This is a genomic window from Hungatella hominis, assembly GCF_014288005.1.
GTDB lineage: Bacteria > Bacillota > Clostridia > Lachnospirales > Lachnospiraceae > Hungatella > Hungatella effluvii.
This window is the reverse complement of record NZ_JACOPB010000008.1, coordinates 189,227-202,480: the sequence shown is the minus strand read 5'-3', so window position 1 is coordinate 202,480 and position 13,254 is coordinate 189,227. Positions and strand designations below refer to the sequence as shown.

The following is a 13,254-nucleotide window of genomic DNA, read 5'->3' as shown; positions in this document are numbered from 1 at the left end:
GGAACACATGAAGGCGTTGTTGTTGGATGATGAAATTCTAGTTTTGAATAATTTGAAGTTTTTACTGAAAAATTTTCCGCAGATAGAGATTATATATGAGTCTACAAGTGCTGCAGAAGTAGTCAGCTGGATCAAAGAGAATGAGGCGGATGTGCTGTTTATTGATATATCCATGCCTGACATTAACGGAATTGATTTGGCAGAGTATGCATCTGGTATCCGCCCTAAGTTGAAGATTGTTTTTATAACAGCATATGATAATTATGCGCTGGAAGCATTTCGGGCAAATACTGTAGATTACTTGCTGAAACCAATTACGCTGCCAAAACTGACCAAGACTATAAAAAAATTGGAAAACTATATGGGCGATTATGGAAGCGATATTATCAGAAAATCAGAAAGCCAAAAGCTTACTCCTAAAATTCAGGGATATGTGGAAGATAAGTGCTATATTATCAGCAGCCGGGAAGGAATTTTTATTAAGGCAGAGCCGAGACGAATTGTACTGGTTTCTGCAAAAGGAGAATATTTACTTAAGAATCCAATGACGTACTGGGAGGAGCTTTTGAAGAGACATCACTGGTTCAGATGCCATAGAGGTTATTTAATTAATCTGGATAAGGTTGTTTCCACATACCCATTGTTTAATCAAACATATGGGGTGCAGATGCAGGGATCGAAAGAAGAGGTAATCGTCAGCCGGTCCTATATTCCGGAATTTAAAAGATTGTTTTCATTATAGTGGAGGGAGAAGAAACTACGGATGCTGTCTTTTAAATAACAAACGATTTATAATTTTGCATATTCTATGCTAAGATATCAGCTTTGATAAATACAAGAAGGTATAAGTGTTACAAGTCCTTGAAAAAACTGGTGTTCTTTTAGAGAACGGAGACGGTGGGATTCGAACCCACGTGCCGGTTACCCGACAACCGCATTTCGAGTGCGGCTCGTTACAACCACTTCGATACGTCTCCAGAGCATTCAGATCGTCCGGCCATATGTGCCCGCCGAAACCCGAACTTCTACATTATACACGATAAATCATTTTTTGTGTAGTCCTTTCTCGTAAAAAAATGAAAAAATTTCTCTTTTTTTTATGTATGGAAAGTCCAAAAGCGGGAAAGATTAGAAAAGAACATAAAATATTACAACATTTCGTAAAAATATTTTATTTTATTCTGTCGAAATAAGGAGTAAAATAAGATCATCAAACAGAGAGGGAGGTGCTCCAAATGAAAAACATGTTTTATACATTTTCAACCGTAGAAGAAATGGTTGCGTTCGTAAACAAAGCGGAAGCCTGTGATTTCGATGTTGACATCTGTTACAATCATCTTGTAATCGATGGAAAATCACTGATGGGCGTTATGAACGTGGGCCTTGGAAAATCGGTGGAAATCGTATGCCACAGCACGGCATTTTCCCCGGAATCGTTAATCGGAAAAGTGGCGTAAGCCCAATTGCGGGAAAGAACCCGGATATTGCAGTAAAAACATGACTGGTGTGCAAATGACAAGCCCCGGTTTTATCTCCTGAATTCCTGAGAAGAGTCTCCTGGGAAAAGAAGATAAAACCGGGGTTTTTATTTGTCTTTTAACGCGCCGGTGCTGCCGACTTCATATCCGTCGGGGGTCTCCGCGTTCTTCAGCATGATCCCGTCTTCGCCGCAGTAATACCAGGTACCCTGCCATGGAATCCATCCGTTCTTCCGATATCCGGAGTGATCGAAATAGTACCACTCCCCGCCGATGGATTCCCAGCCGTCCGTGGTCCACGTTCCGTCCGGGTGCTCAAACCACCATCCCGTGTCGTCGGAATTCCATTCTCCCACGGCTCGGCCGGGGGAGGAGACGGTACCGGGACCGTACGTGCTTTTCGTCCCGTTCTCCAGCACGGCTGCCTCGGAAGCGCTGATCTCCCAGGTCTCGGAAGTCATCCATTCACTTCGGTTTAATGAGTCGTCAACGAAACGGACGCTGAAGCTGTAGCTGCCTTTTCCCGCTATCTTATCGGATAAACGGCAGTAATTGGTGTAGGTGGTCACCATGGCGCCCACAGGCTGACCGTCTTTTAACAGCTGAACCTGATAATAGCGGGCGTTGCTGTCGTCGTTCCAGAGTGCGGTGAAGGCCCCTTTATCCCAGGAAAGTCCGGTTAGAACGACCGCCGCTTCCGGGTCGGAGAGCGCATTTAAACGGACCGTCACATGCAGAACAGACTGGGATTCGAGAAATTCCGCCCGGTCGAATACGGCGCCGGCTCCGGTTAAACGGAACGCCTCTCCCTGTGCGGAAGAAAAATAATACCCGCTTTCCGCGCGGAGGGAAATCATGATTTCCGGCGATACTCCAGCTGTCCACGCCGAATCCGGCTGATTGACAATCTTCGTGTTGACGATCCGGCAGTGTGATGCGTAGTAGGGATCATTGACCGTGACGTATACTTCTCCGCCCGTTTTCCCCGCTGTTATGGAGGAGGAAAAACTGAGGGGAATCTTATCGATCTTTTCTTTCTCTTTGGCAAAGGCCGGAAGAGAGAGAAGGATGGAGAGGAGGCATACGGCAAGGAGCAGCCTGGTCCATCGATGTGTGTATTGCTTCATAAATCTCACCACTTTCTTTTTCATATCCATATCATAATACTTTTTTTGAGGGAATATGTGGCCAAATTGTGAACAATTTCCTTGCTATCTGAAGATCACCGCGTTATAATCAAATACTGTCAATAGATAAATTAACACGTTTTTAACGAAAGGATTGGAATGTTAAAAGAGAGTAAAGAGGGGGAACGTAAGATGCGGTCGGAGAATACGGTTACCAATACGATTAACCGTTACCGGAGTTTTCGTTATGCACTGATACTGGAAGGGGTTGCCGTGGGCGCCATTTCAGGAGTTGTGGTGGTGGCATTCCGTTACCTGCTGGGATACGCGGAAATACTCCTGAATTCCGTTTTGAATTATGGAAGAACTCATACCTGGTTTGTGCCGGTGTGGTTTGTGGTGCTTGCTGTGGCGGCCATTATCGTGGCGATGCTTCTGAAATGGGATTCGCTCATATCGGGCAGCGGTATTCCTCAGGTGGAAGGCGAGATCATGGGCGAGATCGATGAATGCTGGTGGCGGGTCCTGCTGGCTAAGCTGGCAGGCGGCTTAATCGGTCTGGGATGCGGCCTGTCTCTCGGACGCGAGGGCCCCAGCATCCAGCTGGGCGCTATGGCGGCCAAGGGATTTTCCAGGATTACGAAGCGGGTGAAGACGGAGGAAAAGCTTCTTATGACATGTGGTGCGAGCGCCGGTTTATCTGCCGCGTTTAACGCGCCGATTGCGGGCGTGCTGTTCTCCTTAGAGGAGATACATAAACATTTTTCACCGGAGATCCTTCTGTCATCCATGGCGGCATCGATTACGTCAGACTTTGTTTCCAGAAATGTATTCGGCTTGAAACCGGTCTTTACTTTTCATATTACTCATATGATGCCGTTAGGTACATACGGCCATGTGCTTATTCTGGGAGCCATCATCGGGCTGATGGGCGTGGTCTATAACACCTGCCTGTCCAAATCCCAGGACATGTATCAGAAGGTTCCGGGACAGACGATGCGGCTGCTGATCCCATTTATGCTGGCCGGGGTGTTCGGATTCCTTTATCCGTCCGTTCTGGGCGGCGGTCATTCCCTGGTGGAGGTGCTCTCCTCCGGAGAAATGGTGATGGGCTCCCTGTGTCTGCTGTTTGTGCTGAAATTCGTATTTTCCATGGTGAGCTTCGGTTCCGGAGCGCCGGGAGGTATCTTCCTGCCCCTTCTCGTCATGGGAGCCGTGATCGGAGGCATCTACTTCAACGCGGTGGGAATGGTGAGCGGTTCTTTAGACGGGCTTTTAGGCAACTTCATCATCCTGGGTATGGCCGGTTACTTCTCCGCCATTGTCCGCGCGCCGATTACGGGAATTATCTTAATCAGTGAGATGACGGGGTCCTTCTCCCATCTGCTTACGCTGTCCATGGTGTCCCTGGCTGCGTATCTGGTGCCGGATATCATGCGGTGTGCGCCGGTTTACGACCAGCTGCTTCACCGTCTGCTGGCGAAGCAGAATCCGGATAAGAAGGCGGTTCTGACCGGAGAAAAGGTGCTGGTGGAAGGCATGATCTTCCATGGAAGCGCGGCGGAGAGCATGAAGGTATCGGAGATTGCGTGGCCGAAGACGTGTCTCGTCGTCTCCCTGATGAGGGGCGAGGCGGAATTTGTGCCTAGAGGCGATACGAAGCTGCTTGCCGGCGATAAAATTGTCGTGCTCTGTGACGAGACTGCGGAGGGCCAGCTGCACCGGACGCTGCAGGAGTTCTGCGAGACGGTGAAAATGCAGTAAGTGAAATGAAATCCATTTGCAAAACATGCGGTGGATTCCGGAGTATTTAAGATTCCGGAATCCGCCGCTTTTTGTATGCCATCGGACGAACGGGCATACAGCAGCGCAAATTTTTGTAAATTTTTTTTGCAAATGTTCTATCTTTTCATTTCCCGTAAACTGGATTATTATAAGGCATGTAAGGAACAAACAAATTCTTCCAGGCCTGGAACAAAGGAATTTTTAATAACCGGCAGAAGCCGGCAGGAGGTTTGCAATGAGTAAATTAATTAATAAGAACTGCATCGTATTTGACATTGACGCGGCGGAAAAAAAGGACGTAATAAGCGTTCTGGTGAAGGAACTGGACGAAGCCGGAAAGATCACGAATCAGGAAGAGTTTTTCGAGGACGTGCTGGCGAGGGAAGCCATCGCACCGACCTACGTGGGCTTCGACATGGGGCTTCCGCACGGTAAGACGGATCACGTTCTGGAAGCGAGCGTGGCATTTGCGAGAACAGCAAGGCCGGTGGTCTGGAACGAAGAGACCGGGGAGACGGCGGATCTGATCATTCTCATCGCAGTGCCGCTTTCTGAGGCGGGAGATACACATATGAAGATCCTGGCGAATTTATCAAGACAGCTGATGCATGAGGAATTCAGAGAATCCTTGAGAAGCAGCACGAAGGATCAGGTATTTGACATCTTAACGGAAGTATTGGAGGGGTAAGAACATGAAAGAGCAAATCAAGATTTTAAAGAAGCACATTCTGACTGGTACGTCTCACATGATTCCGTTTATCGTAGCCGGCGGTATTCTGTTTTCCATCTCAGTTATGTTAAATCCGGCGGGAGCGGCAACTCCTACCGAGGGCTGGCTGGCAGGTCTTGCGCAGATCGGCCTCGGCGGCCTGACACTGTTCGTTCCGGTTCTGGGCGGCTATATCGCGTACTCGATCGCGGATAAACCCGGTCTGGCCCCTGGTATGATCGGAGCCTATCTTGCCAATTCCATGGGCGCCGGCTTCCTCGGCGGTATGGCTGCCGGTCTGATTGCCGGTGTTGTGGTAAAACAGTTGAAGAAGATTAAGCTTCCGATTTCTTTAAAGACACTGGGCTCCATTTTCATTTACCCGCTGCTTGGAACCTTTATCACAGGCGGTATCATCGTATGGGGGATCGGCACACCGATCGCATTTATCATGCAGTCCTTAACCTCCTGGCTTTCCGGTCTCGGCGATGTGGGCAGAGTTCCGTTAGCAACGATTCTCGGCGCCATGACCGCATTTGACATGGGCGGCCCGATCAATAAAGTGGCAACCTTATTTGCACAGACACAGGTTGATACGCTTCCATATCTGATGGGCGGTGTCGGTGTGGCGATCTGTACGCCTCCGATCGGCATGGGTATCGCAACCCTGCTGGCTCCGAAGAAGTACAATGCAGAAGAAAAAGAAGCAGGCAAGGCAGCTATACTGATGGGATGCGTGGGAATCACAGAAGGTGCGATTCCATTTGCAGCCAATGACCCGTTACGTGTTATTCCGTCCCTGATTGTGGGTGCAGTCGTCGGCAACATCATTCCTTTCTTAACCGGTGTGTTAAACCATGCGCCATGGGGCGGACTCATCGTACTTCCGGTTGTTGAGGGACGAATCTGGTATATCATTTCCGTATTAGCCGGTGGATTTGTAACTGCAATTATGGTAAACTTATTAAAGAAAAACAATACTGACGATTCCGCGGTCAAAGCAGCGGCAGAAGACGACGGACTCGATGAGATCACATTTGACGAATTATAATAGGAAAATTTCAAGGAGGATATTACAATGAAGGTAGTAGGAATTACATCTTGCCCATCAGGCGTGGCACATACATATATGGCAGCGGAAGCGTTAAAGCTTTCCGGACAGAAACTGGGAATTGACGTAATCATCGAGACACAGGGCGGAGCCGGTGTGGAGAATCAGTTAAAGCAGAAGGATATCGACGAGGCGGCCTGCGTGATTCTGGTCAATGACGTGGCTCTGGAAGGGCTGGACCGTTTTAAAGGAAAAAAAGTTCTGAAGATGGGAGTGTCCGATTTAATTAAGAAATCAGACGCCGTTATGAAAAAGATTCAGGATACATTTCAGTAATGCATACAGGGGAGCATGATTATATATAACGTGAGAGACAGGACAAAGAGGAGATGGGGAGTATCTCCTCAGGGCGTGTTCGAAAATTCATTTCTGTCAGATGTGACGCATATCTGGCAGAAATGAATTTTTAAACACGCCCTGGTTCTGTTATCTGTGTTTAGAGAGAAGAAGAGCGGCGGGGCCGCGCAGGGGAAAAGACTATGTTTAACGGAAGAATGCTGAATATCATCCGTCATTTGAAAACGCAGGGCGAATCCACCTATAAGGAGATGGCGAAGGAGCTGGGGGTGTCGGAGCGGAGCGTGCGCTACGATGTGGACCGGATCAACGACATTTTATCGCTGGAGCACCTGCCTGAAATCGAAAAACATTCTAAGGGAGTGCTGAAATATCCGGCAAATCTGGATTTAAAGGGATTAGAGGATGGCAACGAGGTCGTCTACACGAGCAGGGAGCGCATGTCCATCCTGCTGCTGATTCTGATGATACGAAATGAGGATTTAAAGATCAACCAGCTGAGCGAACAGTTTGGCGTCTCCAGATCTACTGTGAAAAATGATATGGCTGCACTGGATGAGGAGCTGAAGAAAGACGAGATGGGAATTGGCTATTCTGGTCATTTCTATCTGGCCGGACCAAAGCTTAAGAGAACCACTCTGATGAACCAGGAGTTCAGGAAGTATATCGATTATCTGATCAATCCATTTACTAACTATAATTCCTATGAGTTTTACTGTATCCATATCATACACAAGGCGTTTGAGGGCGTGTCGATCGCCAATGTGGTGATGGTGGTCGACGGGCTTTTGGAGGAACTGGGCTGTACGCTGACCAGCAGTTCCTATCTCTGGTATATGTCCAATATCGTGGTCCTGGTATGGTTCATTCTCCACGACAAGGAATATCCTCTCGACATCACGGTGATGCCGGAGTTTGACCCGGAAGTCTACGGCCAGTTTGCGAAAAAGCTGGAGGAAATCATCGGGAGGCCCGTGTCGGAGAATCACGTGTGCATGATGGCGAAGATGTATGACTTTACCAATAAAATGGCGGGAGGCAGTGCGGATGTAGACCCGGTTCACGCGCAGTCGGTGACATTTTCCCTGATCTCCGCCATGTCAAAGCGTCTCGATATGCCGTTTGATAAGGATAAGACGCTGGCGGAAGGGCTTTTAAACCATATGATTCCTTTGATTCAGCGTGTCAGAAACCACGTGGAAATGGGTGACAATATGATTTCTCTGTTGGGGCCGGAGGAGCGGAAGCTGTACGCGGTGATGACTTCCGTCTGCAGGGAGATCGATACGCTGGAAGATATTACAAATGAGGACGAGATTGTCTATTTGACGGTCTGTTTCATGGCCAGCATTAAACGGATGAAGAGCGCGCCCTATAAGAGAGTGCTCCTGGTCTGCGGCCATGGCTACGGCACCACTACCATGCTTAAGGAGTCTCTGCTCAGCGAGTACCAGATTCATATTATGGATACGATTCCCATCTATAAACTGTCTTCCTACCCAGACTGGGCCGGCATCGACTATGTACTTTCGACCATCAGGCTGAACAACAGCCTCCCGAGACCGTGCATTGTGGTAAATCCTATCCTGCGTCCGGAGGATAAAACGGCCATCGAGCAGCTGGATATTCCCAGGAAAACCATACTTTCCGGATACTATTCCATTGAGGAAAAGCTGGGCTTTCTCGACGCGGCCACCAGGGCGAGAGTGATGGAGGTCATCGAGCGGGAGCTTGGATACCAGACAGTAAAAGCGGTGCACAATCCCAAGAGCTTCAGCAGTTTCTTAAAGTTTGACTGTATCCGGCTGGTGACGGAGGAATACGAATGGAGGGCCGCGGTGCGGGCGAGTGCGGCATTGTTGGAAAAAAGAGGATTTATAGATAGCACTTATACAGATAATATGATAGAATTCATAGAAGAACAGGGATTTTACGCGGTATCGGACGATTCCTTCGCACTTTTGCATGGAAAAGGGGTGGAGGGGATCCATCAGACCGGCTTAAGCCTGCTGGTCAGCCAGCAGCCGGTTCACTTTGGGGACAAGAAGGCGAAGGTCATCCTGTGCCTGGCAAGCCGGGACTCGAAAGAGCATATTCCGGCGGTCGTGACGCTGATGCGTATGGTGAAGACCACGCCGCTTATCCATGATCTGGAGCAGTGCTCCAATGAGGAAGAGATTTATCAGACAATATTGAATTGTGAATTCGAAGTACTGTAGAGAAAGGTTACTGTTCACGGTTCGCTGACCACTTCCGCCGTCCGGTCTGCCCGGTTGGTTCGCGCCCCGTTTTCAGCTCCGGTTTCGGGCATAAGTGGTTCTAAACGTGCAGGATTTTTCTAAAAACCAGTGAAAATGCCCAAACTCGCTGACGCTCAAACAAGTGGGCATTTCCCCTGAACGAAAAATTCTGCGCGTTAAGAACCGCTAATACCCTGCAAAGTCACAGAAAACGGGGCGCGAACCAACCGGGCAGACCGGACGGCGGAAGTGGTCAGCGGACCGTGAACAGTAACAGAGAAAGGCAGGAATCATGACGACCAGGATCAGACAAAACTACAAACATACCTTAAACGCCTGCTATATCGGTTATATTACCCAGGCCATTGTAAACAATTTCGCACCGCTGCTGTTTTTGACATTTCAGAGAAGCTTTGGGATATCTCTGGCAAAGATATCGTTCCTGGTTACTGTAAATTTTGGCGTTCAGCTGCTTGTGGATTTTCTGGCTGCCCATTTTGTGGACCGCATCGGGTACCGGATCTGTATGGTGGGAGCCCATTTGCTGGCCGCGGCGGGGCTGATCGGAATGGCATTCCTGCCCAGGCTCATGTCGGACAGTTATCCCGGGCTGATGGCGTCGATTATCCTCTATGCCATCGGAGGCGGTCTGCTTGAGGTTTTGGTGAGCCCGATCGTGGAGGCGTGCCCGACGGAGAAGAAGGAAGCGGCCATGAGTCTGCTGCACTCCTTCTATTGTTGGGGACATATGGGGGTAGTGATTCTCTCGACTGCGTTCTTTTTCGTATTTGGCATCGACAAATGGCAGATGCTGGCTGTGATCTGGGTTGCCGTGCCGCTGGCAAATGCGCTGTATTTTATGGTTGTGCCGATTCGTACGCTGGCGGAAGAGGAGGAAGGCCTATCGATCCGGACGCTCTCCGGGAGGACGGTATTCTGGATTCTCATGGTGTTGATGATCTGTGCGGGGGCCAGTGAGCAGGCGGTGAGCCAGTGGGCGTCCGCGTTTGCCGAGTCGGCTCTGCACGTGTCGAAGAGTATCGGTGACCTGGCGGGACCGTGTGCGTTCGCTTTTTTCATGGGAACCTCCCGTGTGGTTTCTGCTAAATTCAGCGAGAAGCTTTCGCTGGAGAAGATCATGCTGGGAAGCGCGGGACTCTGTGCAGTGAGTTATCTGATGATTTCCCTGTCGCCGTGGCCTGTTTTAAGCCTGGCCGGCTGCGCCCTGTGCGGATTCGCGGTAGGAGCGCTCTGGCCCTCAACCTTCAGCCTTGCAATGAAGAAGATTCCGGGCGGCGGAACCGCCATGTTCGCGCTGTTTGCGCTGGCCGGCGATATTGGCTGCGCAGGCGGACCACTGCTGGTAGGCCGTATCTCCGGCATGTTCGGAGACGATCTGCGTACCGGCATTCTCGCGGCGCTGGTCTTCCCTGTACTGCTGATCCTGGGAGTTATTGCGTCTGGAAAGACGAGAGAAGGGACGAATAAGGAAAATGCGGTTTCAGAGATTGGCTGAGGGGTCAGATTGAAAAAGGAATGAGTATAAGAACTCTGATAGAGAGTGTAAACTATAACAGAGCCGGACTGCGTATGGAGGTATTAATGCCAATGCGCTGACCGGCTCTGATTCTGTTTTACGAAATGGTTGTTTTACAGAGATTCATCGGTATATCAGAAACAAATTATTAATTTTAGCGGACCGTGAGTTCATCTGGCTTGTGTTATGAAGCTCTTCGCATTTTATATATTACCATGGTGAGCGTCCCTTCGGAGGCGGTTACCGGACTGTTAAATGTTAAGCTGAATGCAGTCTCGGCAGGAACCTCAATGATAAACGATACGGAACCGAAGGCACTAGAGCGCCCGGAGTTCGTCATAAAGTAGATTCCGTATTCAATGTGAGGAGCGCCGTTGTAGAATGGTGTAATTTGCATATAGCCTGAATCTGAAAGCAGCGCGGATACCTCATAAAAAATGGTATATATTCCGGGTGCCAGAGTTACATGAGTTGGATCTGACAGTACTATATTGCCTGTTGTATCGGCAACGCCGATACCCATGGGAATCAGTGAGGCATTAGTGAATACTGCGGCAAAATTGATAAAAGATGCAAATATATCATCGGGGACGGGACCAGTAGCGCCAGTCGGGCCAGTGTTTCCAGTCGGGCCAGTAGGACCGGTAGGACCAATAAGGCCAGTAGCACCAGTAGGACCCATAAGGCCAGTAGGACCGGTAGGACCGGTAGGACCAATAAGGCCTGTAGCACCAGTAGGGCCGGTAAGACCGGTAGGCCCAGTAACTCCAGTCGGCCCAGTAGGACCAGCAAGGCCAGTAGCGCCAGTAGGGCCAGTAACACCAATAGGCCCAGTAGGACCGGGATTACCAGTCGGCCCAGTAGCGCCAGTAAGACCAGTAGCGCCGGTAGGCCCGGGATCACCAGTAAGTCCAGTAGGACCAGTCGGTCCAGTAGGGCCAGTCGGTCCAGTCGGTCCAGTAGCGCCAGTAAGTCCGGCAGCGCCGGTCGGGCCAGTAGCACCAATAGGCCCGGTCGGTCCGGGATTACCAGTAAGTCCGGTAGGGCCAGTAGGCCCGGGGTCACCAGTAAGTCCGGTAGGGCCAGTAGGCCCGGGATCACCAGTAAGTCCAGTAGGGCCAGTAGGACCGGTAGCGCCAGTAAGTCCGGCAGCGCCGGTCGGGCCAGTAACACCAATAGGCCCGGTAGGCCCCGTAACCCCAGTAACTCCGGTCGGTCCGGTGGCTCCGGTAGGCCCGGTAGCTCCAGTCAGCCCCATAGCTCCGGTAACTCCGGTCGGTCCGGTAACTCCGGTCGGTCCGGTAACTCCGGTCGGTCCAGTAACTCCGGTCGGTCCGGTAACTCCGGTCGGTCCGGTAACTCCGGTCGGTCCAGTGGCTCCGGTCGGCCCGGTAACTCCGGTCGGTCCGGTAACTCCGGTCGGTCCGGTAACTCCGGTCGGTCCGGTAACTCCGGTCGGTCCAGTAACTCCGGTCGGTCCGGTAACTCCGGTCGGTCCAGTAACTCCGGTCGGTCCAGTGGCTCCGGTCGCCCCAGTAATTCCCTGAGGGCCTGTCACCCCAGTGGGCCCCATTGGTCCAGCAGGTCCAGTATTCCCCATTCCTCCTGTCGGTCCTGTCGGACCAGCAGACCCAGTAACTCCGGTCGCCCCAGTAGGGCCAGTTGCTCCGGTAGGCCCGGTAGCCCCTGTCGGTCCGACCCTGCATGGGCATGGCTCCGGAGCGGCGCCGGGGCAGCAGCCAGGGCAGGGGGGACAACAGCCTGGGCATCGGCATTGATATTGTTTATTATATGAATTCATGATCATTATCCTTTCAAATTAAATACAGTTACACTATCATTATATACACAGGAAGGGAATGTTGTTTTTATATGTTACAAAGCAATAAGAAATTCCGGAGAAATTTGTAATAAAAGTTTAATAGTATGATTGTTGACATTTTGGGCCTTCACGCCTTACACTTATGTAAAAGAAAACGGGGGCGAGGTGAGCCGGTACAAATGAATCAGGATAATGAAAGATACGAAGATCTTGAGATGCGGAGACGTTCCAGGATACGAAGACAGAAAAGAATGAAACGGCAGCGCCGGAGAGCGAGAATTTTATTTGGCCTCTTTTCCGCATTTTTGGCTCTTTTGACCGGAGCCGTTCTGGGAGCACTTAGTCTGTATATGGAAGGCCGGATAGAACGCAGAACTATCGATCTGAGCGCCCTTGTCGCTCCTGACTGGATTACGCAGGATTTCTTCGAAGTAAATCCGTATTCCAGGCCGGGAACAAAGATGAACCGGGTTAATGAGATCATTATTCATTACGTGGCGAATCCGGGAACGACTGCTAAGCAGAACTGGAATTATTTCGATAATTTAAAAGATCAGAAGGGAGATAAGGGGACCTCGGCCAGCAGCCATTTTATCATAGGGCTTGACGGGGAGATTCTTCAGGGAATTCCACTGGATGAAATCGCTTATTCCACATCGAAGGAAAAGAATCTGGAATCAGTTTCGATTGAGAACTGCCATCCCGGCGAGGATGGAAAGTTTACCGATGATACATATGTTTCTCTGGTGAAGCTGACTTCCTGGCTTTGCTGGGAACTGGATCTGACAGAAAAAGATGTGATCCGCCATTACGATGCCACCGGAAAAGACTGCCCGCGCTATTATGTGGCCCACGAAGACGAGTGGAACGCATTTTTAAAAGATGTAAAGGCGGCGTTAAAGGAACTGAATAAGAATGGCAGGCCCGACAGCCAAAAGACCGGAACTGAAAATTCCAAACGTGATAATTCGGATAACAGTAAGAATAAAGGTTCTTTCTGAACTTTGGGTATATTAGAGCCTGTTTGAAAATTCATTCCTGTCATCTGCACGCCCCATTTTGCGGGAGATTTGCCCCGAATTAGCTTAACGTAGCCCACTACGCCGCGCTCATTCGGAACAAATTTCCCACAAAATGTGACGTGCATC

The 13,254-nt window shown here is 50.1% G+C and carries 11 protein-coding genes, 1 tRNA gene and 1 pseudogene; 9 read left to right on the top strand and 4 right to left on the bottom strand.

Translation table 11 applies throughout. From position 1 onward, the window contains the following. The first annotated feature begins 7 nt into the window (after positions 1–7). Positions 8–742, top strand: a complete 735-nt coding sequence (locus H8S75_RS18195; protein ID WP_187022856.1) for a LytR/AlgR family response regulator transcription factor — start codon at positions 8–10, stop codon at positions 740–742. A 147-nt stretch (positions 743–889) separates the two neighbouring features. Here H8S75_RS18195 and H8S75_RS18190 read toward each other — a convergent pair. Next, positions 890–977: transfer RNA gene (locus tag H8S75_RS18190), tRNA-Ser, on the bottom strand. Between the two features lie 258 nt (positions 978–1,235). Here H8S75_RS18190 and H8S75_RS18185 point away from each other — a divergent pair. Continuing rightward, positions 1,236–1,457, top strand: a complete 222-nt coding sequence (locus H8S75_RS18185; RefSeq protein ID WP_187022855.1) for an HPr family phosphocarrier protein — start codon at positions 1,236–1,238, stop codon at positions 1,455–1,457. 128 nt (positions 1,458–1,585) lie between these two features. Here the strand turns inward: H8S75_RS18185 and H8S75_RS18180 are convergent, their stop codons facing one another. After that, on the bottom strand, positions 1,586–2,605 hold the full coding sequence (locus H8S75_RS18180; protein WP_243270314.1) for a lysozyme: 1,020 nt from the start codon (positions 2,603–2,605) through the stop codon (positions 1,586–1,588). 192 nt (positions 2,606–2,797) lie between these two features. Here H8S75_RS18180 and H8S75_RS18175 point away from each other — a divergent pair, with 192 nt between their 5' ends. The 6 genes from H8S75_RS18175 (at position 2,798) to H8S75_RS18150 (ending at position 10,263) form a co-directional block, all read left to right on the top strand. Then, the gene (locus tag H8S75_RS18175) at positions 2,798–4,369 is read left to right on the top strand and encodes a ClC family H(+)/Cl(-) exchange transporter (protein ID WP_243270313.1); all 1,572 of its coding nucleotides are present in this window, start codon (positions 2,798–2,800) and stop codon (positions 4,367–4,369) included. Positions 4,370–4,625: 256 nt separating this feature from the next. Beyond that, positions 4,626–5,078, top strand: coding sequence for a PTS sugar transporter subunit IIA (locus H8S75_RS18170; protein ID WP_187022852.1), 453 nt, complete (start codon positions 4,626–4,628; stop codon positions 5,076–5,078). Positions 5,079–5,082: 4 nt separating this feature from the next. Next, positions 5,083–6,150, top strand: coding sequence for a PTS fructose transporter subunit EIIC (locus H8S75_RS18165; protein ID WP_055656364.1), 1,068 nt, complete (start codon positions 5,083–5,085; stop codon positions 6,148–6,150). A 27-nt stretch (positions 6,151–6,177) separates the two neighbouring features. After that, the gene (locus H8S75_RS18160) at positions 6,178–6,486 is read left to right on the top strand and encodes a PTS fructose-like transporter subunit IIB (RefSeq protein WP_002600942.1); all 309 of its coding nucleotides are present in this window, start codon (positions 6,178–6,180) and stop codon (positions 6,484–6,486) included. 203 nt (positions 6,487–6,689) lie between these two features. Next, a complete protein-coding gene (locus H8S75_RS18155) occupies positions 6,690–8,726 on the top strand; it encodes a BglG family transcription antiterminator (protein ID WP_187022851.1) in 2,037 nt (678 codons plus the stop codon). 313 nt (positions 8,727–9,039) lie between these two features. Then, positions 9,040–10,263, top strand: a complete 1,224-nt coding sequence (locus H8S75_RS18150; RefSeq protein ID WP_187022850.1) for an MFS transporter — start codon at positions 9,040–9,042, stop codon at positions 10,261–10,263. Between the two features lie 205 nt (positions 10,264–10,468). On the opposite strand, the gene H8S75_RS18145 is transcribed toward H8S75_RS18150, so the two are convergent. After that, complete coding sequence (locus tag H8S75_RS18145) at positions 10,469–12,085, bottom strand: collagen-like domain-containing protein (protein WP_187022849.1); 1,617 nt, start codon at positions 12,083–12,085, stop codon at positions 10,469–10,471. Between the two features lie 200 nt (positions 12,086–12,285). Here H8S75_RS18145 and H8S75_RS18140 point away from each other — a divergent pair, with 200 nt between their 5' ends. Then, entirely contained in the window at positions 12,286–13,107 is an 822-nt protein-coding gene (locus H8S75_RS18140; RefSeq protein ID WP_187022848.1) for a peptidoglycan recognition protein family protein, read from the top strand. Between the two features lie 62 nt (positions 13,108–13,169). Here H8S75_RS18140 and H8S75_RS33620 read toward each other — a convergent pair. After that, positions 13,170–13,253, bottom strand: a pseudogene (locus tag H8S75_RS33620) (DUF6783 domain-containing protein); the annotation flags it as partial. Position 13,254 lies beyond the last annotated feature (1 nt).